18 protein-coding genes are annotated in these 21,648 nt (G+C 40.5%); 4 read left to right on the forward strand and 14 right to left on the reverse strand.

Annotated elements, in window-relative coordinates; translation table 11 throughout:
• The 6 genes from P20439_RS04015 to P20439_RS04040 all read right to left on the reverse strand — a co-directional run.
• Window positions 1-450 (reverse strand): c-type cytochrome (locus tag P20439_RS04015; protein WP_008111390.1); only part of this gene is annotated, 450 nt, incomplete at its 3' end.
• A 276-nt stretch (window positions 451-726) separates the two neighbouring features.
• Window positions 727-2,454, reverse strand: coding sequence for a SulP family inorganic anion transporter (locus P20439_RS04020; protein ID WP_008464816.1), 1,728 nt, complete (start codon window positions 2,452-2,454; stop codon window positions 727-729).
• Window positions 2,455-2,631: 177 nt separating this feature from the next.
• Complete coding sequence (gene dps / locus P20439_RS04025) at window positions 2,632-3,156, reverse strand: DNA starvation/stationary phase protection protein Dps (RefSeq protein ID WP_008111394.1); 525 nt, start codon at window positions 3,154-3,156, stop codon at window positions 2,632-2,634.
• A gap of 307 nt (window positions 3,157-3,463) precedes the next feature.
• Window positions 3,464-3,832 carry a DUF2237 family protein gene (locus P20439_RS04030; RefSeq protein WP_008111396.1) on the reverse strand — a complete coding sequence of 123 codons (369 nt, stop codon included), beginning with the start codon at window positions 3,830-3,832 and terminating at the stop codon, window positions 3,464-3,466.
• 160 nt (window positions 3,833-3,992) lie between these two features.
• Window positions 3,993-4,412 (reverse strand): HPP family protein, encoded by a 420-nt coding sequence (locus tag P20439_RS04035; RefSeq protein WP_008111399.1) that lies wholly within the window; start codon window positions 4,410-4,412, stop codon window positions 3,993-3,995.
• A 173-nt stretch (window positions 4,413-4,585) separates the two neighbouring features.
• Window positions 4,586-5,365 (reverse strand): DUF2189 domain-containing protein, encoded by a 780-nt coding sequence (locus P20439_RS04040; RefSeq protein ID WP_008111401.1) that lies wholly within the window; start codon window positions 5,363-5,365, stop codon window positions 4,586-4,588.
• Between the two features lie 233 nt (window positions 5,366-5,598).
• On the opposite strand from P20439_RS04040, the gene P20439_RS04045 reads away from it, so the two are divergent.
• Window positions 5,599-7,479: an MFS transporter gene (locus tag P20439_RS04045; protein ID WP_008111403.1), complete on the forward strand. Its 1,881-nt coding sequence runs from the start codon at window positions 5,599-5,601 to the stop codon at window positions 7,477-7,479.
• 61 nt (window positions 7,480-7,540) lie between these two features.
• On the opposite strand, the gene katG is transcribed toward P20439_RS04045, so the two are convergent.
• Both katG and P20439_RS04055 read right to left on the reverse strand, forming a co-directional pair.
• The gene (katG, locus tag P20439_RS04050; protein WP_008111404.1) at window positions 7,541-9,808 is read right to left on the reverse strand and encodes a catalase/peroxidase HPI; all 2,268 of its coding nucleotides are present in this window, start codon (window positions 9,806-9,808) and stop codon (window positions 7,541-7,543) included.
• 315 nt (window positions 9,809-10,123) lie between these two features.
• Window positions 10,124-11,464, reverse strand: coding sequence for an L-cystine transporter (locus tag P20439_RS04055; RefSeq protein ID WP_008464818.1), 1,341 nt, complete (start codon window positions 11,462-11,464; stop codon window positions 10,124-10,126).
• A gap of 282 nt (window positions 11,465-11,746) precedes the next feature.
• On the opposite strand from P20439_RS04055, the gene P20439_RS04060 reads away from it, so the two are divergent.
• Window positions 11,747-12,274: a hypothetical protein gene (locus P20439_RS04060; protein ID WP_008464819.1), complete on the forward strand. Its 528-nt coding sequence runs from the start codon at window positions 11,747-11,749 to the stop codon at window positions 12,272-12,274.
• A 65-nt stretch (window positions 12,275-12,339) separates the two neighbouring features.
• Here the strand turns inward: P20439_RS04060 and P20439_RS04065 are convergent, their stop codons facing one another.
• Together P20439_RS04065 and P20439_RS04070 are read right to left on the reverse strand one after the other, a co-directional pair.
• Complete coding sequence (locus P20439_RS04065; protein WP_008464821.1) at window positions 12,340-13,527, reverse strand: diguanylate cyclase; 1,188 nt, start codon at window positions 13,525-13,527, stop codon at window positions 12,340-12,342.
• A gap of 256 nt (window positions 13,528-13,783) precedes the next feature.
• A complete protein-coding gene (locus P20439_RS04070; RefSeq protein ID WP_008464823.1) occupies window positions 13,784-14,926 on the reverse strand; it encodes an alkene reductase in 1,143 nt (380 codons plus the stop codon).
• A gap of 110 nt (window positions 14,927-15,036) precedes the next feature.
• Here P20439_RS04070 and P20439_RS04075 point away from each other — a divergent pair, with 110 nt between their 5' ends.
• Window positions 15,037-15,921 carry a LysR family transcriptional regulator gene (locus P20439_RS04075; protein WP_036932903.1) on the forward strand — a complete coding sequence of 295 codons (885 nt, stop codon included), beginning with the start codon at window positions 15,037-15,039 and terminating at the stop codon, window positions 15,919-15,921.
• A 3-nt stretch (window positions 15,922-15,924) separates the two neighbouring features.
• Here P20439_RS04075 and P20439_RS04080 read toward each other — a convergent pair whose 3' ends face one another.
• Window positions 15,925-17,193, reverse strand: coding sequence for a mechanosensitive ion channel family protein (locus P20439_RS04080; RefSeq protein WP_008464827.1), 1,269 nt, complete (start codon window positions 17,191-17,193; stop codon window positions 15,925-15,927).
• A gap of 89 nt (window positions 17,194-17,282) precedes the next feature.
• The gene (locus P20439_RS04085) at window positions 17,283-19,172 is read right to left on the reverse strand and encodes an acetate--CoA ligase (protein ID WP_008464828.1); all 1,890 of its coding nucleotides are present in this window, start codon (window positions 19,170-19,172) and stop codon (window positions 17,283-17,285) included.
• Window positions 19,173-19,368: 196 nt separating this feature from the next.
• Here P20439_RS04085 and P20439_RS04090 point away from each other — a divergent pair, with 196 nt between their 5' ends.
• Window positions 19,369-19,779: an NUDIX hydrolase gene (locus P20439_RS04090; protein WP_008464829.1), complete on the forward strand. Its 411-nt coding sequence runs from the start codon at window positions 19,369-19,371 to the stop codon at window positions 19,777-19,779.
• On the opposite strand, the gene P20439_RS04095 is transcribed toward P20439_RS04090, so the two are convergent.
• Together P20439_RS04095 and P20439_RS04100 are read right to left on the reverse strand one after the other, a co-directional pair.
• A complete protein-coding gene (locus P20439_RS04095; RefSeq protein WP_008464831.1) occupies window positions 19,776-20,537 on the reverse strand; it encodes an ABC transporter substrate-binding protein in 762 nt (253 codons plus the stop codon). The genes P20439_RS04090 and P20439_RS04095 overlap by 4 nt on opposite strands.
• A 98-nt stretch (window positions 20,538-20,635) precedes the next feature.
• Entirely contained in the window at window positions 20,636-21,631 is a 996-nt protein-coding gene (locus P20439_RS04100) for an AraC family transcriptional regulator (protein ID WP_008464833.1), read from the reverse strand.
• Between the last annotated feature and the right edge of the window lie 17 nt (window positions 21,632-21,648).

Below are 21,648 nucleotides of genomic sequence, written 5' to 3' on the forward strand. Positions count from 1 at the left end.
CTTGTAGTGAGAGTAAAGTTGGTAATTAGTTCTGTGGTACGGAATAAGTTTATAGTTTGGTTGTAAAAAAGTGACTAAGTCGGTGAGTTCAGATACGGTCATGGTATCGTTAAATACCGTCATTTTTGAACTGCCATCTTCATTTCTGGCGTCGGGTCTATAAGGCCTAGAAAACCGATGGGAGGGATTAATCACTGACGTGACCAGCTCAGCATAAGTAATTATTTTGGTTTTATTACCTCCTAGCTTAATAGAAATATCGTCATGTTTTGTTACGCTGCTATCTTCAACGCCTGCAAGGGTGTGACATGCCAAGCACTTATATTTTAAAAACACGGCTTTACCTTGTTCTGCATTACCTTCGGGTAAGCTAAATCCTTTTGGTGAATCAACGCCTTTATCACAACCTGCCAGTGCCATTAAGCATGCAATTAAGAGTGTATATTTCATAATAACTCCATTTTTTAATTGGTTTTTTGCAGTGCTTAATTGTTCTCATCAATAACGCTTTATTTGATAAGCCATAAAATAAGCGGCTGCACGCGTATTTTGATACTGCATGGTATGGCATTTTCATTTTTGCTTGCGATATCTTTTTAAGGCTTAACAAGTTAATAAAGAAAACATTCTTTGCACTGAGTCTCAGATATTTTTCAGTTAATGAAATGAGTCATCACCATATTTTATCTAAATTTGAGTGTAGTAGAGGATAACTAATAATTCTAACTAAGCTGAGCTTTGGTTAGGCGATTTAAATAAAGCGGCTTCAGTAATATGTTGACTCACACTGTTTTTTTGTAGGGCGATATACAAGTCTGAGTGAACATAAATCCCCTCTTTACCAGATGTAATTCCTGCCGTTTTAAACCAAGCGAGCAATTGACGTTTTCTGCCAGCAAGCTCTAAACGAATATGGCGTTTTTTAAAAATTACATCTAAGTCGGCAAGCATGCTCATTACACTTAGATCAAGGTGAGTAAAACAAGGTACAGCGTCGATAATAACGCATTCTATATCGCCTTTCTGGCGGGCGTATTGTTCTAATAAGCGACGTTTAAAGTAACCCACGTTAAAGTAAGTTAAAGGCGAATTGAATCGATAAATAAAAACGCCTTGTATCGCTTTGGCTTTATCTGTTTCGTCGAGGCTTCTTACTACTCCTTTGGCATCAATACCTAAAATAGTGTCAGATGGACGCATAACGCTGCGGATAAATTGAAATAAACCCAATAACACCGCAAGCGTTATGCCAGGGATTACACCAATAAACAACACCGCAAATAACGTAGTTAATGCTAAGTAGAATGCTTGCTTATCTTTAAATTTTAATTGCCATAACGTCTTTAAATCGATGAGATGAATTGAAGCAATAATAAGCACAATTCCCAGTGCTGCACTGGGAATATACTCAAGGGGAGCCGTTAAAAATAACGCAATGATGGCAATAATAACAGCCGCTATAATCGATACTAATTGAGTTTTACCGCCGGCATTGTCGTTAACAGCCGTACGCGAGTCAGCACCACTAACAGCGAAGCCTTGTGACAATGCTGAGGCTAAATTGGCAATACCTAAGGCTCTAAATTCTTTATCTGGATTAATGTCATAGCCATTTTTTGCAGCAAAGCTTCGTGCGGTCAACATCATACTTACAAAGCTGACTATGGCTAAGTTAAGTGCAGGAACTACGAGCTCACGGATCACCCCAATATCAAACATCGGAGGGTTAAATATAGGTAAGCCACCCGTTACAACGCCAATGGTTTTTATCTCAAATTGTTCTAAGTTGAATAACCAAACTAAGGTTGCAGCCAATGTGATTGCCAGCATAGAGGCAGGCCAACTTGGTTTAATACGTTTGAAAGCGAAATAGGCACTCAGTGTTAATAAAGCCATTAGCAAGGTGGGAATATGAGTTTGCGATAAATAGGTTGGCACACCTCCTAAACGCTCCAGTAAGTAGCGTTCGTCAAAGGTAAAACCAAATACTTTTGAAAACTGGCTAACAATAATGGTAATAGCTACGCCATTGAGCAGTCCCATTAAAATAGGTTTTGATAAAAAGTCAGCAAGTACACCTAGTTTAAAGCGGCTGGCAATAAAGCACCAGATACCTGTCATTGCGGTCATGGTGATCACTAATTGCCAATGTTTAAAGCTATCGCCTGCGGCAAGTGGAGTCACTACTGCGGCAATCACCGCACAGGTTGCGGCATCAGGGCCAATAATAAGCTGTTTAGAGGTACCAAATAGTGCGTAAAGCATCATAGGTAAGATACAAGAATAGAGACCAACGGCGGCATTTACGCCGGTAAGCTGCGCATAAGCAATAGCTACAGGCAATGCCACGGCTGCAACTGATAAGGCTGCTCGCATATCGTCGGCAAGCCATTGGCGCTGATAATTAAACAACGTTTGTAAACCAGGCATAAAATTATATAAACGCGACAACACTGAAAAATCCCTTTAATAATAAGGAGTAGATAGTAAGTTCTGTATAAAAATAAGTATAGTAACTAAACGCGTTATAGTGGATTAAATATGATGGTTTTAGCTTAATGATGAGATGGATATAGTGAAAAAATAAAAAGCCCAGCATATTTGCTGGGCTCAATGTATATCAATTTAAAATTAGCTGTTCAATTGACCCGTAGATGACTCTATATGGGCACGAACAAACCACTGATATTGCTCAAGCTCGGCAAGTTGCGCAATGATCATATCTTCAGATACCGGATCAAGCTCAGCAAGTGATTCTATAGCTTTACGGTGATCACCGTTAACGCCGTTATATACTTTGTCTAATGCAGCTAAGTGCTCGGTTACTAAACCTTTGCCTATAGCGTAGTCTTCCCATGTACGACGATCGACAATTGATTTTGGTGTACCAACAGGGACGCCGCCTAAAGTGGCAATACGTTCTGCTATGGTGTCGGTCATTTCACGCACGGTTTCAACTTGAGGGTCTAGCATTTCATGTACGCCAATAAAGTTTGGACCTACTACATTCCAATGAATATGTTTTAAAGTTAGCTGTAAATCAATTAGCGCTACCATGCGATCTTCTAGAACAGATATTGCTTTATTTGCTGATTCGTTTTCTACACCGGGAGCGGTAAATTCAGCGACTTTGTTTGCATTATTACTGTTACTCATTATGCCTCCTACTATTTCAAAATAGTGCTCGCTTAACTCAAGTGAGTGTTTTAATTGCGATAACGAACACGTCTTGTATTAATAGAAGCAATGCTCATGCCGATAGTATTGTTATTTTAAGTTGCTGAAATTATTGTTTTAATTTTTAATTGGCGGTATTTTTCAAAGCAACAAACTTAAGTGCATATGAAAAATATGCACTTTTTTGTAAATTCTGCAAAAAAGCACGTTTAAAACAGGGGCACGTTAAGGACTCTTTTTGCCTACGCTATTTAGGCAAAAGAAAACTGGGTTCAGTGTTTAATCGTTATAGCGTTTTTTGATATTGATGCGCTTTTAATACGTCAAACGGAATAATGTCGAGCGCTTTTTGGTTTGTAGCTTCAAGTACCACAGGAGGAGCAACGTTTGCAGCAATGGCATGATACCAACGCACTGCGCACAAGCACCATTTGTCGCCAGCTTTTAAGCCAGCAAAATCATACAAAGGATTAGGGCTAATTAAATCGTTACCTTGCGCTTTAGAAAACTGCAAAAATTCGTCGGTCATAATGGCGCATACACTGTGATTGCCAAAGTCTGAATCTGGCACATAGCAAAACCCTTCACGGGTATAGCCACCATTACCACAACACAGTTGTAAGCGAGTTCCCAGTACATTTAATTGATTAGCCATGCAGCACAGTTACCTTGTAATAATCATCGAAAGCAGAGGTGTTTACCATAACAGGCCGTTAGTGACTTAGCTATCTATGCTATTAATTTTATACATCTTTAAGCGAGTAAAAAACTGCACTTAGTAAAGCCAAAATGCAGTTTTTACTAAGCAAGGGCGCTTACGAAAGTAGTGCTGCCGCTAAACGCACAAAATCAGAAGACGTTAAAATACCCACTAGCTGACCCTGCTGGCTAACAACGGGCATACAACCGTGGCGATTATCTACAAAAAACTTAACGACATCTGATAACGGCTGCTCTGGGGTGACACTAATAAAATCACTCACCATAATATCTTCTACTTTTGTGAGTTTCTCTTTTCGTTGTAATGCATTTGCACCAAACGTTGCCATGATCCCCATAACTTTAGCGACCATGATTTTTTGTGTCAGCATACCGACAAATGCGCCGTCTTCGTCGATAACAGGAATATGACGAATATTTTTTTCTTTCATTAAATTATGTGCGTCATGCAAAGTGCTTTTTACGTTCACTGAAAATGGGTTCGGTGTCATTAAGTCTGTAACGTTTTGACTCATGTTTATTCCTTTATATTATCTGTAGTGTATCAGCTTATATTAGCGCTATTTTTAAGCTTTGCACCTTATTCAGATCAAGGTTTTTACGGATTTTATAAACTGAGGGAGAAGAGGCAACACTTAATTAAATGACCAAAAAGCATTTAATTAAGTGATAAAACTACAGGTAAATATTATTCATAACCACGTGGTGTTTTTGTTTTAATAACAGCAATGTATCCATGCCAACTAGCGTAACTAAGTAGTGGCATAATAATAATAAATCCAGCGGCACCTGCAGCAAAGCCCAACGCTACTAGTACAAATATACAAATTGACCACACTACCATGGCTGCAAAGTTTTCTTTAACTGCGTGGATTGAAGAAACGACTGCGGTCATAATATCAACGCGTCTTTCCATCATAATTTGCGGCGTAAATGCAGAAATTGAAAACACACTGACCAGCAAAATCCCACCGATAATGCTGCCTATAGTTAAAAACGCCGAAAGTTCTTCAAAGGTGGGGTTTACATGGTTTGGGTATAACGCATGCACAATTGCAGCTAGGCGCATCCAAATAATCATAATTACCATGAGTAATACCGCAAAACCCCACTCACCTACAGGGTTACGGAACATTGATTTTAATGAATGGCTTAATGTAGGTTTATGGCCTTTCTCAAGCTCCCAGGCTACATCGTATAGGCCAACGGCGAATACCGGACCGATTAAAGCAAAAGCAACGGTTGCAGGTAAAATAGCTAAGTGGCTGTCGGTAAGTACAACAGAGTAAACAATCGCTACCGGAATAAGCGTGAAGATTAAACCGTAAATTAAACTCAACATGGGCGCGCGCGCCATATCTTTAAACGCTAACGAAAGCCAATGAAAAGCGGCAAATGTATTTACTTTGTTGCACTCTAAACAACGTGCGAATTTAGTGTCTTTGTCTATTGTGTTTGTAGTTGGCATAAAGATGCTCCTTTTTTAGTCACCTTTTAGGTTTAGAACATAGATGTTTTATTTACAACTCATAAACAACTTATACGATTGATTTAGTCGCATTGTTCATTTGTTAGTCATTTTTATTGGGTTAGCTATTTTGTTTATTTAAATATATGTTTGAGCACGTACTTAAAAAGTGGGTTCGTATTTCTTTTCCACAGTGGTAATCTAAGCCCTGAAGCTAATTTTAAGAGACCGTAATGAAGGAAAATAAACAACAATTTCAAGGATCTTTACTGGGTAGCAAACGGTTTTTACCTCTGTTTGTGACGCAGTTTTTCTCTGCTTTAAATGACAATGTATATAAGCAATCAATCCTACTTATTTTAATTTTTCAGGCTGCTACGGTAGCTGATGGTGCCTTTTATTCTAATTTGGCGGCAGGATTATTTATTTTACCGTTTTTTCTATTTTCAGGCATGGCTGGGCAAATTGCAGAAAAGTTGGAAAAATCAAAACTGATCAGCATCGTAAAGTTTTGCGAAATTCCTATTATGCTGGTGGGCGTAGTATCGATTTTAACCGAGCAGGTTTGGTTAATGTTAGGTACTGTATTTTTAATGGGCTTACAAAGCACTTTTTTTGGACCGCTTAAGTACTCTATTTTACCGCAACATGTGGCCCCAAATGAGCTAACAAAAGCGAATGGGCTGGTGGAGTCGGGCACTTTTGTCGCTATTTTATTGGGCACCGTATTTGGCACCTATTATATAACCCAAGCAGCGGGCCCTATTTATATCAGTATCGCAATAGTGAGCCTAGCGGTTATTGGCTTTTTGAGCAGTCGATTTATTCCTAAAAGTGCTGCCAATGATGCTAATTTAAAAGTATCGATTAACCCTATTACTTCAACCAAAAGTGTTTTTAATGCGCTTAAGGCACAAACCGAGTCGGTGGGTAAGTCAGTATTAGGGATCAGCTGGTTTTGGCTTATTGGTGCGGTGATACTAACGGCGCTCCCTAATTACGTAAAACATGTAATGGGAGGCGATGAGTTGGTGGTGACGGCTGCTTTAGTGGTGTTTTCGTTGAGTATTGCATTGGGGTCTTTGCTTTGTGAAAAGCTATCACGCTCACGGATTGAGTTAGGTATTGTGCCTTTTGGTGCACTGTTAATTACCTTATTTTTATATTTACTAAGCCAAGAGCCTGGTATTGAATTTTATCGCCAAGTTAGTGAGTTGCAGCTTACTCTTGAACAAGTAATTAATACTGGCGATATGCTCTGGCATTTTGTTTGGATGGCAGGTATTGGTATTGCCTCGGGGTTTTATACCGTGCCTTTGTATGCACTCATTCAGCAGCGTACGCACCCCGATAGCCGTTCTCGAGTGATTGCAGCTAATAATGTATTAAACGCACTGTTTATGGTCGGCAGCGCCGTTTTAAGTATTGTTACTTTAACGCTATTACACTGGAATATTTCACAATTACTGTTGTTATTAGCAGGGCTTAATTTACTGATATCGGTTTATATATACAGCAAAGTTCCTGAGTTCTTTTTACGCTTTATTATTTATATTTTAGCGATTTGCATGTATCGGGTGCGCACTAAAGGCGAGCCTAACATTCCCGATGAAGGGGCTGCGGTAGTGGTAAGTAACCATGTTAGCTTTGTTGATTGGATGTTTATTTTAGCGGCGTCGCCTAGGCCAATTCGGTTTGTTGTATTTGCACCTATTTACTATTCACCGGCACTTAATTGGTTATTTAAAATGGCCAAAGCCATTCCAATCGATAGTGAAAAGGCAAACCCTAAGGCGTTTAATAAAGCCTTTGATGACATCGCTAAAACACTGGAAAGTGGTGAGTTAGTAGGTATTTTTCCTGAAGGAAAGCTCAGCGGTGATGGCGAGGTTGATGTATTTCGCCGTGGCATTGAAAAAATAATTCAGCGCACGCCTGTGCCTGTTATCCCTGTTCATTTAGATGGATTATGGGGCAGTATGTTTAGCCGAAAAGCCAAGTGGCGACTACCTAGACCCAAATGGTCGTTAGTAAGCGTAGCGATTGGTGAGTCGGTTGCATCTGAAAATGTGAGTGCCGATGACTTGCGTGATCGAGTGCTTGCTTTAAAGTAGCTTTACAATAAAAAAGCGCTGCAATTAATTGCAGCGCTGTGGTTGTGTTACTTAATGGTTATTAACGGTCTAAATTCATTACTTTAGTCCATGCTGCAACAAAGTCTTCTACAAACTTTTGTTTTGATGTATCAAAGGCATACACCTCAGCAACTGCACGTAGTTCTGAGTTTGAACCAAAAATCAGATCAACCGAAGTGGCGGTGTACTTTTGCTCACCTGATTGACGATCAAAGCCTTGATAAATGCCAGCATCTGACGATTTTTTCCATACCGTCGACATATCTAATAAGTTAACGAAGAAATCGTTATTTAGGGTACCTGGCTTGTCAGTAAATACGCCGTAGTCAGTGCCTTTATAGTTTGCATCAAGTGAACGTAAACCACCGACTAATACAGTCATTTCAGGAACTGTTAGGTCAAGCTGATCCGCTTTATCAATCAGCATTTCTGTTGGCGATTTATAGCTTTTCTCTGCATCAAAGTAGTTTCTAAAACCATCGGCTGGCAGCTCTAATAAGCTAAATGCATTAACGTCAGTTTGCGCTTGCGTAGCATCGCCACGGCCAGCATTAAACGGCACGTCTACTGAGTAGCCTGCATCTTTGGCTGCTTTTTCAATCGCTGCATTACCACCAAGTACAACTAAATCAGCAAGCGATACATGGCTTTTGCTAAATAAGCTGTCGTTAAAGTCAGCTTGAATCGCTTTTAATACTTTAAGTACTTTTGCGGTTTCTGCTGGATTATTTACTGCCCAATCCTTTTGTGGTGCTAGCGCAATACGTGCGCCGTTGGCACCGCCGCGCATATCTGAATCACGGTAACTGGCAGCCGATGCCCATGCCACACGTACTAACTCAGGTACACTTAGGTTTGAGTCTAAAATAGCGGCTTTAAGCTCTTTTACTGCACCAGCATCAATGTTTGATTGAGTTTCTGCTGAAATAGGGTCTTGCCAAATTAAGTCGTCTTTTGGTACTTCTTTACCTAAAAAGTTACGTGGTGGTCCCATATCTCTGTGAGTTAATTTGTACCATGCTTTAGCAAAGGCAAGTTGATACTCTTTAGGGTCATTTAAAAAGCGTTCTGCAATTTTGCGATATTCAGGATCAAATTTTAACGCTAAATCGGCCGTAGTCATTACCGGTGGGTTAAATTTACCTTTAACGTGCGCATCAGGTACGGCGTTATGTAATGATTCATCTGTTGGGATCCACTGAATAGCGCCTGCAGGGCTGCGAGTTTGTTTCCACTCAAAGTTAAGTAGGTTGCTTAAGTACAGTGATGACCAGCGGGTAGGTGCTTGTGTCCATGCGCCTTCTAAACCACTAGATACGGTATCTTCAGAGTGGCCTTTACCACATTTGTTTTTCCAGCCTAAACCTTGCTCTTCAATACCTGCTGCAGCAGGCTCTGCACCTACACAGTCTTTAGGTTTGTGCGCACCATGCATTTTACCAAAGGTGTGACCACCGGCGATAAGTGCTAGGGTTTCTTCATCGTTCATCGCCATGCGAGAAAACGCAACGCGAATGTTCTTAGCTGAACCGATTGGATCAGGTACTCCTTTAGGCCCTTCTGGGTTTACATAAATTAAACCCATGTGAGTTGCACCTAGCGGGCGTTCTAGTTTGCCGCTGGCATCTTCACGGTCGCTGGCAAGCATTTCTACTTCTGGACCCCAGTAAACCATGTCTGGTTCCCAATCGTCAGTACGACCACCAGCAAAACCATAGGTTTCAAACCCCATGTTTTCTAAGGCAACATTACCGGCTAATACGATTAAGTCTGACCATGAAAGGGCTTCACCGTATTTTTGTTTGATTGGCCAAAGTAAACGGCGCGCTTTATCCAAGCTTACGTTATCTGGCCAGCTATTAAGCGGTTCAAAACGTTGTTGACCACCGCCAGCGCCACCACGGCCATCAAGCGTACGGTAGGTGCCTGCGCTGTGCCAGGTCATACGAATAAAAAATGGGCCATAATTACCAAAGTCTGCTGGCCACCAATCTTGAGATTGAGTTAGTAGAGCGTCGATATCACTTTTTACAGTGTCTAAATCTAGACTGTTAAATGCCTCTGCATAATTAAAGTCGGCACCGTAAGGGTTTGAACGTAGATCATGATCGCGAAGAGGAGATAGGTTAAGTTGATCTGGCCACCAAAATTGGTTGGTTCTGGTTGCGCCCATTTTTGCCTCACCCATGCCTACAGCACCTTGTGGCTTAGACATTTGTGGTTTTTCTTGGCTAAAAGCAGAGCCAGACATAAGTGCCATACTTATAAATCCAACAAGCGCTTTTTTTGTAAATGATCGGTTTTTCATTGTCAGCTTCCTTAAAGTTAACGAATTTCGTTATATACAAAGCGTATTAAAAAATAGGGCCTACTCATTAAAAAACAGTAGGCTAATACTTCATTCAAGTTGTTGTTAAACAAGCCTGAATGGCTAAGCAGTGAGGATAGTATAGTAAAGAGGGTAAAAACCGTGTGCGAAATAAAACGATTAGTGCAATCTATAAAAATGATTTATTAAATTTAATCGATTAAATAAATGAATTGTAAATACGCAAAGAAGGCTTTGCAGAGCTATAGGCATAAAAAAGCCCAGCGTAGGCTGGGCTATTAAATAAGCTTAGTGCTATTGAGTTTTCATTAACTTACTGGTGATCACACCTGAGGTCATAGCACCCGACACGTTGAGTGCGGTACGCGCCATATCTATTAAAGGCTCAATAGAGATAAGTAAAGCCACTACCTCTATAGGTAATCCCATGGTAGGTAATACAACCAACGCTGCGAAAGTAGCACCACCGCCTACGCCAGCAATACCAAACGAGCTAATAACCACAATACCAATAAGCGGTAAAATAAACTCAAACGTGAGTGGGTCTATCCCCACACTTGGCGCAACCATCATCGCGAGCATGGCAGGGTAAATACCAGCACAGCCGTTTTGACCTATAGTGGCACCAAAAGAAGCCGATAAGTTAGCGATTGCTGGGGGCACTTTTAACTGGTTAATTTGCACATCTACATTCATAGGAATCGATGCCGCTGAGCTACGTGAGCTAAAAGCAAAGGTAAGCACTGGCCAGATTTTTTCAAAGTAATGTTTTGGATTGACACCTACTAAGCTAAGCAGTAAACCATGCACAACAAACATTAATAAAATAGCCACGTAAGAAGCAACAATAAAGGCAAGTAAATTTAAAATGTCGCTACTACTAGAGTTTGCCACAACACTTGCCATTAAACCTGCAACACCATAAGGCGTTAGAGCAATTACCATGCGAACTAAGCTCATTACTGTTGCTTGTAGGGCGTTTACACCGTTACGAATTGGGCTAGCAAGCTCTGTTTTTTCAAGCATTACTTTACGCGCAGCTATACCAACAAGTACACCAAATATAACCGTGGCAATAATAGAGGTTGAACGTTGATTACTTAAATCTGCAAAGGGATTTTCAGGAATAAAGCTCAGTAGCATTTGTGGCACACTTAAGTCGGCTACATTCGCTGCTTTGCTTTGCAGGGTGTCCATTCTAGCGGCTTCACGAGTACCTGAAACAAGCCCTTCAATGCTCAAATCAAATCCATACGTTACCGCAATACCAATTAATGCTGCAATCGCGGTGGTAAACAGTAAAACAGAGATGCTAATAAAGGATATTTTCCCCAGTGAGCCTTGGTTCTCAAGCTTAACCACAGCGGCAATCATAAAGACCAATACCAGTGGCATGATGATCATTTTTAGTAACCCGACATAGCCTTTACCTACTATGCTTACCCAGCTGAGTATTTCTTTAATGGTTTCTGGGGAATGGGCAAATAAAAACTGTAGGGCTAAACCAAAGGCGCTACCAAGTACTAAACCAAATAAAACGGTACGAGATAAAGAGCTGCTTTTTTGCGAAACAAGATAAATAGCAAACAGCAAACCGACAAATAATGCCAACATTAATAATACAGCAAGCGACATGGTACCCTCTTTTATAGCTGTGAATTAGCGCGGCACTTTAACGCTTTGTAAGACGTTAACAAAATACACTTTCGCTATGGGATAGAATTAAAAGGAATATAGTAATAATATTAAAGTATAACGAATCAGCGTTTTATTGTACAAGCTTATTCATATGCTTGTATTTTCTTTAATTTATAGGGTTTACTATAGATCGTAAGCCTTGTTTAAAGCGTAAGTCTCATACGAATTAATTGGTCAACGTGTTCACTTTAGTTTTATTTAAAAATAGGGAGTAAAGGTATGTTAAAGGCAATAATGACGCTGGTGATGGTTTTAGTAGTAAGCGGATGTTCAACCCAGTATCCAAATCAAGCACTACTTGGTAAGCAATTTCCCACTGTTACAGGAGAAAGCTTAGAGCAAAAGTCATTTACGATTCCTGAGGACTTTAACAACCCCAATACGTTGCTGTTAATTGGTTATAAACAAGATAGCCAGTTTGATATTGATCGTTGGCTTATTGGTTTAGATATGAGCGCAGTGGATGTGACCGCTTATGAGTTGCCAACTATTCAGGGCATGGTTCCTCGTATGTTTAGTACCTTAATTGATAGCGGCATGCGTAAGGGGATCCCAAAAGAGTTGTGGGGTGGGGTGATCACAATTTACAAAGATGGCGATAAAGTTCAGGCATTTACTGGCAACGAAAATCCTAATAACAGCCGTGTAATACTGCTTGATGAGAGTGGCAAAATTATTTACTTTTACGACCGTGGCTTTTCTGTCTCGGCATTAAATAATTTAAAAACGGTTTTGGAAAAGCAATAAGTTGTAGTTAAATTTAGTTGCCTTTGGGCACGCTATTATTAAGTTAGCGTGCCACGTTAAAAGCATTACTCGCTTACGTTATTTCTGCCTTTCTTTTTAGCTCTATAAAGGGCTAAATCGGCATTTTTTAATGCCTCATCAAAGCTTTGTTTTGCCGCTCTTTGCGCTACACCTATAGAAACCGTCACGTTTACCGTTTTGTTGTCGCTTGGCTGTTTACCTTTGCGAGATTTTTTATCAGTGCGTTTTGGGTTTCTGATCACCATGTCGTAGGTGGCAATATTTTCGCGCAGTGTTTCTAGCTCAGGGATTGACTGCTCGGCTGTTTTACTCGGGAACACCACCGTAAATTCTTCTCCACCATAACGGTAAATTTTGCCACCCCCTTTAATGCCAGCCATTTTAGCCGCCACTAGCTTTAACACTTGGTCGCCAATATCGTGGCCATAGGTATCGTTGAATTTTTTGAAATGGTCAATGTCGAGCATAGCAACGGTGTATTTTCGCCCTAATGATAAAGCAAGCTGATTAAGTGCTCGCCGCGTTGGTAAGCTGGTTAAATCGTCTCTATAGGCTAAATAATAAGAGTCGGTACTCACTGCCAATAAATACAAAGAAGCCATAAGCACGGCTATTACAGACCAAGGAAAATCAATAATGTGTTGCTGATTAAGGCACCATACAATAAAGGTAATTAATAAGGCGGTTTGAGTCAGGTTATGGGCCCTCAAGCTTTGCCAAATAAGCAAGCCGCCAATTATTGAAAGCGGTAAAGCAATGGGTAAATAAGGAAGCAGTTGAGTATAAAAAGAGGATTGTATTGTTAGTTCTTGTAAATGTTGGCTCAGTGCTAACCAAGCAAACGCAGCACCGCCGCAAACAATAACAAGTAAACTACGAGTTACTGTGTGTATTGATAAAAGCGCTCTATCTTTTATGACTGCCAATAACATTAATAAACTTGCAGCGCATAATAAGGTCCAGTCAGGTTGCGCTTTAAGCCAGTCCGACCAAGGTAAAGCGTAGTCTAATGAGGATAAATAAAGCACCCAAAATGCGCAAAGTAGTGCAACCCGACTTCGATTAAACTGAGTAGCAAATACAGCAGTAATAACCAGTAATGGATAAACAAGATTATTAATAAGAGAGAGCTTACTTTGCCATTGAACTTGAAACTGAACTAATAATAAAAATAAGCCACATAGCCCTAAAAGGCTCAAAGAAGTTGATTTAACTCCTGCTAATTTTAACAACCCATGCTCCAAAGACCGATGTCTAATAAATAAAGGCTTATTGTATTCATATTGAAAAATATTACTACTTTAATGCTTATTAATTATTTAAAAACAATGCCTTAAAACTAATTTGGGTGGCTTTTATCGACATTTTTTAACCAAATGTATGACATTTTCGATAAGATAAAAACAGTAATAAAGCTTATTTGAGAGGTTTAGATAGAATGTATTATCGCGCCTTTAGCAATTTAAGAGGCCATCCATGGCCTTTTTGCTAATTATTCTTATAGCGAGGGTAGTCACTGTAGCCTTGCTCAGTGCCACCATACATAGTGCTGGCATCGGCTTCATTTAATGACCAATTATTTTTTATGCGTGCTGGCAAGTCAGGGTTGGCAATAAAAGGGCGACCAAAAGCAAATAAATCACCATAACCTTTAGCTAACATCGCCAAGGACTTATCAACCGTGTATTTACCAGCGTAAATAATACGCCCAGAAAACTCTGCGCGTGCCGCTTGATAAAATTGCTCTGGCAAATCAGGGGCATTGTCCCAATCAGCTTCAGCAATTGAAAGATAGGCAATACCCGCTTGCTCAAGTACTTTAATGGCTTCTATATAAGTATGTTGAGGGTCTGATTCTACTAATCCTAAATAAACACGGGTTTCATCAGTACTGCTAAATAGCGGCGCAAATCTAACTCCTAAACGCTCAGCGCCAACTACGTCACTAACGGCAGCAACAATCTCTTTTAAAAAGCGTGAGCGATTAGTCAGTGAACCACCGTATTCATCTTCACGTTGGTTACTATGCTCAGAAATAAATTGGTTTACTAAGTAGCCATTAGCACAATGCAGTTCCACACCATCAAACCCAGCCTCTAGCGCATTACGGGCAGCTTGTGCATACATGCCAACAAGCTCTTTTACTTCATTTGTTGTTAAAGCTTGTGGTTTACTTGGATCGGCTAAAGCGCCTTGAGCTGGCCCTGTTTCTATAAACACTTTCACACTATCAGCTGCTATTGCTGAGGGAGCAATAGGTTTGGCTTCATTTGGTTGTAGGCTAGTATGCGATACACGGCCTACATGCCAAAGCTGGGCAAAAATAACTCCCCCTTGTGCATGCACGGCATTAGTCACTTTTTTCCAGCCAACGACTTGTTCAGCAGAGTGAATACCGGGTGTCCAAGCGTATCCTTGTCCTCTGGGTTCAATTTGAGTGCCTTCGGTAACCATAAAGCCAGCACTTGCACGTTGCGCATAATAGGTGGCCATTACTTCGTTGGGGATATTGCCAGGTACTGTACTGCGTGAGCGGGTAAGTGGCGGCATAACAATACGATTTTTAAGGGTATATGGCCCTAAACTAATGGATGAAAATAAACTGTCGATATTTTTACTCGGTTGACTCATTTGAATACCTTTTAAATTAACTATGCTGCTTAGCGCTTATAACAATGCTGGTGAGCATAGGGATTTAAAGCTACAATTTGAAACAACACTTTTTTGTTTTAGATACAATTATGAATGGTATAGGTCGGCTGGATATAAAGCAGTTGCGAGTTTTAAGCGCTTTACTCAAATTAAAAAATGTATCGCATGTTGCGCAAAAAATGGGGCTAACTCAGCAAGCCATTAGTGAGCAGCTGCGAAAATTACGCGACTTATTTGATGATAGGCTGTTTATTCGTCAAGGCAATACGATGCTGCCAACGCCAAAAGCGCTAACGCTTGAACTACCGATTAATCAAATTCTGAGTCAACTAGACGCATTATTTGTGCCGCCACAGTTTTCCCCGCAAAGTTACCAAGGTGTTTTTACTATAAGTGCTACGGATTATGCGATTGCTGCACTTTTACCTCAGTTATTAGCAATTACTCGCCGTGAAGCGCCAGGTTTAAAGTTGATTATTCGAGACTTTGCATCCGATAACGTTAACCAGCTCATTAGTGCAGGAGAGCTTGATTTACTGATTAGCTTTGTTGAATTTATTCCTGATAATTTAGTTTACGATACCCTATTTGAAGAACAGCATATTTGTATTGCAGGCGCACATGCGCCCACATCTTCACAGCCTTTGAGCTTATCTGAGGTTGCGAGTCGGCCGCAGTTGGTGGTGTCGGCATCTAGAGCAAACTTACGTGGGTCGCACGATCGCTGGTTTGCAGATAAAGGCTACAAACGAAATATTGTTATGTCAGTACCTGGGTTTTCATCAGTGCCTGATTTACTCAATACCACCGATTTAATTGCGTTTTATCCATCACGGTTATTGCCAAATAGTAAGGTAAAGCAATTGGAGATTGAATTATTACCTCCGCCGTTTAAGGTGATTGCAGCATGGCATCCTCGCTCAAATAACAGCGATATTCATCAGTGGCTTATTGCACAATTAAAACAGATTTAGTGATTATTTAATTAGTTGGCGAATGTCGCTTCCTGTTGGTGCTTCATGTGCACGTAACGAAAAGGCGGGTAAAACCGCTAATATATGATCAAATATATCTGACTGAATATTTTCATATTCACCCCAATTGGTGGTATTGGTGAATGCGTAAATCTCAATGGGTAACCCTTGGGTTGTTGGCGCTAATTGCCTTACCATTAAGGTCATACCCTGATGAATATGCGGGTGCTGTTTTAATAGCGCCACCAAATAGTGACGAAATGTACCCACATTAGTGAGCCTGCGGCCATTTAAAGTGCAGCTCATATCTACTCTTTTAGTCGTGTTCTGCTCGTTAATAGTCGATAGCGTACTTTCAAGATAATTGCTTAGCAAGTCAGCTTTTTTAAGAGCAACAAGTGCGGCTTCATCTAAAAAGTGCACACTACTCATTTCTAGATGAATGCTGCGTTTTATCCGGCGTCCACCAGAGTCTGACATACCGCGCCAATTTTTAAATGAGTCGGAGATAAGCGCATAAGTAGGAATGGTGGTAATGGTTTTATCCCAATTTCTTACTTTAACTGTGGTTAACGCAATATCAATAACATCACCATCGGCGCCGTATTTAGGCATTTCTAACCAGTCACCTACCGCCAGCATATTATTGGCAGAGAGCTGAATACCTGCTACTAATCCTAAAATAGCGTCTTTAAATACCAGTAATAACACCGCAGACAAAGCGCCTAAGCCGCTTAGTAAAATTAACGGTGATTTATTCATCAACAACGAAACGGCTAAAATGGCAGTTAATACACTGGCAATAAGCTTAATTGTTTGCAAAAAGCCGCGCAGCGGAAAGTGAGCACTCAAGGGGCGCTTATCGGAAATTGCTTGAAATATATCCAGTAACGAAAACAGCGAAAGCAAGGCAAATAAAATGATCCACTGATCGGTGATCATTTGAATCAAATACAAAAACGTAGTGCCTTCGGGTATCCATAGTTGCGCCTGAATAACAACGACCGCTCCTTGTAAAACAAATGAGATATTACGAGCGAGCTTCTTTGCTGAATATAAAGGGCTTTTACTATCGGGTTGCGCTGCTTGTTCGCTAAAACGGTTTTTAACTAAGCGCTGAGAAATCAGCCTTAAAATAAGGTGTAATATTAATGCAAATAGCGCGATCCAAGCCAGTATAATCAGGTCGTACCATAAAAAAGGGCTCCCCGGAAAATAATCGCCAAACCATTGCAGTAAAAAATCTCGCAGCTGTGCACGTGTTCCTGTCATTAATACTCCATAAGGGCGTTATTATTAATTACTGGTAGTTAAGCAGCTGTAATGTAAAAAGTCTATTTAAGACTTTTTACATTGTGTATTTAAATTTTACTTTGGGCGAGTTGCTCAGTGAGTTCGTCAAAAATACTTGGGTCATCTATGGTTGAGGGTATTTGTAATTCTTCACCATCAATCAGTTGGCGTAAGTTTTTACGTAAAATTTTGCCAGAGCGGGTTTTTGGTAACCGCTCTACACACATAATATTTTTAAGGCATGCAATAGCGCCAATTTGATTACGCACGGTTTGCACCAATTGCTGTTCTACCTCTTTATGTGAGCCATGAAAATCATTTTTTAGCACCACCATCGCCATTGGGTTTTGCCCTTTTAGCGCATCACTAATACCAAATACTGCACATTCAGCTACAGCTGGGTGCGCGGCAACAATTTCTTCCATTTCACCAGTGGATAAACGGTGCCCTGCAACATTAATCACATCGTCGGTGCGACCCATAATAAAGAGGTAACCATCGTCATCAATATAACCACCATCACCAGATAAGTAGTAGCCATCGTATTCGGCCAAATAACCAGCCTTAAAACGAGCTGTATTTTGCCAAATTGTTGGTAAACAGCCCGGCGGTAAAGGCAGCTTTATAACAACCGCGCCTTGCTCATTAGGGGCACATTCATCCCCATTCATATCTAAAATTCGTACGTCAAATCCAGGCGTTGCAACCGTTGAACTTCCGGCTTTTGTAGGCAGGTGTTCAATGCCTACAGGGTTACACGCAATTGCCCAGCCGGTTTCGGTTTGCCACCAATGATCAAGTACCGGTAAGCCTGTTTTTTCTTTGAGCCAATCGTAGGTAGGTGGGTCTAAACGCTCTCCGGCTAAAAATAATCGTTTGAGACTAGAAGTATCGTATTGTTTAAATCCATCGGCATTGGGGTCCTCTTTTTTAATCGCGCGAAACGCAGTGGGGGCACTAAATAAAGCATTCACTTTGTATTCTTCTACTACGCGCCAAAAAGCACTGGCATCGGGAGTTCTAACTGGTTTTCCTTCAAACAAAATAGTTGCGCATCGATACATAAGTGGCGCATACACAATATATGAGTGGCCTACTACCCAGCCAATATCAGAGGCGGCCCAAAACACGTCACCCGGTTTCATGCCATATACGGTTTCCATACTGTAATGCATAGCAACCGCATGACCGCCATTTTCACGCACCACACCCTTAGGTGTCCCTGTTGTGCCTGAGGTGTATAAAATATAAAGCGGATGATCACCTCTGACCGCAACAGGCTCAACCGGTGTGGCCGTTTCCATTGCATCTGCCCAGTTTATGTCGCGATTAGCCGTTAGCGGAGCAATGACTTGCTCACGCTGATAAATAATACAGTGTTCAACTTTATAGCTAGCAGCTTCAAGCGCGTTATCGAGTAATTCTTTGTATTCAATTACGGTATTTACTTCTACACCGCAAGAGGCACTGAGTACCAATTTGGGCTTGGCATCGTCAATCCGTACCGCTAATTCATGCGCTGCAAAACCACCAAATACAACAGAATGAATAGCGCCAATTCGGGCGCAGGCTAACATACCAATTACTGCCTCGGGGATCATAGGCATATAAATCACTACGCGGTCGCCTTTAGTCACCCCCAAAGACTGCATTACCCCTGCAAATTTAGCGACCTCTTGCTGCAGTTGTAAATAGCTAAAACTGCGTTTGCTATTGGTAACCGGTGAGTCATAAATTAAGGCGGTCTCATTCCCATGCCCAGCGATTACATGTTGGTCTAATGCTAAAAAACAGCTGTTAAGTTGGCCGTCTGCATACCAGTGGTGCAGTCCTTCTTGATCTTGTGTATATGCTGTTTCTGGAGCCTTGTACCAAGGAAGTCGCTTACTTTGTGATAACCAAAACGCTGCCGGGTCTTGTTTAAACTCGTTGTAATGTTGTTTGTATTCACCTGACATAAAGGCTCCTGAGAAAAATATAATCTAACGTAATTTAAAACTAAGCGCTTTTTATCAATAGCGATATTCGACCATGGTCGGTTAAATAGTGAGCGACACTTTTGTTTTTTGGTTAACGTAATGATTGTATGGAACTAAAAGGTACCAACTAATGTAAAATGTAACTGTAATTAATGAAGAGTAATTGGATAAAAGAATGAATCAAATGGTCAGGGTAGGCGTTGCAGTAATAGTAATGCATGATAATAAAATTCTACTGGGTGAACGGATAGGCGCGCATGGTGCAAATACGTGGGCAACCCCTGGTGGGCACTTAGAATTTGGTGAAACGGTTGAGCAATGTGCTGTGCGTGAAGTAGCAGAAGAAACGGGCCTTGATGTTACTAATATTCGACAACTCGATTTTACCAACGATATATTTAGCAAAGAGAACAAACATTATATTACTTTATATGTGCAAGCAGACTATGAAGGTGGTGAAGTGGTAAATAAAGAGCCACATAAATGTTTGCAGTGGCGTTGGTGCGATATTAATAACTTGCCTTCACCTTTGTTTGCCTCATTAAAAAATTATTTAGCACAGAGTTCCTTGCCCGCTGAGTATTAAAGTTTTTTTGGCATAGGAAGTTGCCATTTATTTAAAATTTGTTGATATTCACCGCTTTCTTTGATGGCATTTAACCTATCGCTAATAATTTTTGTTGTGTGTGAGTCAAGTTGATTACTGGCTGCAAAATGCAAAGAAGAAGGTAATTCATCTAAATGGATGCGCTTTGAAATTAAGTTTGGGTCGAGCCCGCTGCGCTTTAACTCGTTTTCAAGTGTGAGCGTGTTAGTAACGACAAAGTCGATACGATCTTTATATAACATTTTCCAGAGCTGCTGATAATAACTCACTAATACCAAGTTTTCATTTTCAGTAAAACCTTGGGCTTCTAAATAGGCCTGCGCAGAGTAACCGCGAATAGTGGCTACTTTGTATTCTTTAGCGAAGTTTAAATGAATCACTTCATCTTTATGGCTGCGTAAGCTAACGAGGTATGCGTCTGCAAAATAGACTTTACCTAGCCACTTAAATTGATGATGTCTGTTTGGTGTTTTTAGCAGTGACAGCATGATGGCATTAGGGTTGGCTTGTTGCTGCTGAAACATTCTAGCCATTGGCATTATTTCAAACTTTGCTGTTAAATCAGTCCCTTTTAGTACAGCTTTTGCGATATCAACCAATGCGCCCTGCGTTTCACCTTGGGGATTTTTAAAATGATAAGGCGGTAAATCTTCAGCGATGAAAGTAACCGGGTTTGCGTGACAAACCGCGCTATAAAAAACCAATACAAAAACAGTTAACACCATACGCACAAGCATAAATAATTGTCTTTTAGGCAATACAATAATGCTAGTGTAAAGAAAATTAAGAAGAAGGTATATTGTAAATGTGTATTTTAAGTAATCAAGATGTTTAATTATTGTTTTTTTATGAACTGTCGAGGTGAGCAATGATACCAGCGTTTAAAGGCACGATTAAAAGAGCTTTGATCATTAAATCCCAGCATAAATGCGATATTATTTAACGAATAATGAGGAATATAGGTTAATAAACGTCGTTTTTGCTCCTCTTCAAGCAGTTTAGCAAAGGTGGTTTGTTCTTTTTTTAAATAGCGTTGTACTGTGCGTGGCGTCATATTTAAGGCGGCGGCTGTTCTAAGCAAAGAGCAATCTTGTAAGTCATGTTTTGCCATTAAAATATGATTAATTTTTTCTGTTAATAACTGCTGACTTTTAAACTGGGAGAGCTGTTGCTCTGACATTTGCTTGAGCATCGCGTTGATTTGGCTGTTATCGGTTTTAAAAGGCAGAGTTAAGTAATTACTTGGAAACTCGATTTGATTAAAGCTAGCTCCAGCTTTTACTGGGCAATTAAACCAATCAGTTAATCGTTGTTGCTCGGTGATTGAAAAGTGTGTTGAAAAATACACGCAGCTAGGTGAAAGTTGTGGATTAAGTAGCTGGCGTACCACACTGACCCATGCGGTCATATTTCGTAAAACAGCCTGTGGACTACATTGCGGATCGGCTAACCAAGTTACTTTACACAATGTTTGTTGTTGCTCAAACTGGGCGCGACCAATGTTAGCTACTAGGCTGTCGTAATTGAGCAGTGCAGTAATTGCACTGGCTAAATTAGTACTCGATTCAATTAAATACCCTAATACACCAAAATCAGCGGTGCGTATTTGTTTTCCTAATTCAAAGCCAAATAAGGGGTCGTTTAACGCTTGTTGTGCATAGCTAAGCAACGCATTATAGCTTTTTAAACTGATCCGCGGCGCCAATTGTTGTAATTGCTTATTAGTATACTCATTAAATTCAATCGCGTTTAAAACCGCATGACTAGCTAAGCCCTTGGCTTCAAGGTAATCCAAACAGCTACAAAAGTAATGATCGGCTAAGGTTTTCATTTGTCGCCTAAAGCTAA

The organism is Pseudoalteromonas sp. BSi20439 (genome assembly GCF_000241165.1).
In the GTDB taxonomy this organism is placed as follows: domain Bacteria; phylum Pseudomonadota; class Gammaproteobacteria; order Enterobacterales; family Alteromonadaceae; genus Pseudoalteromonas.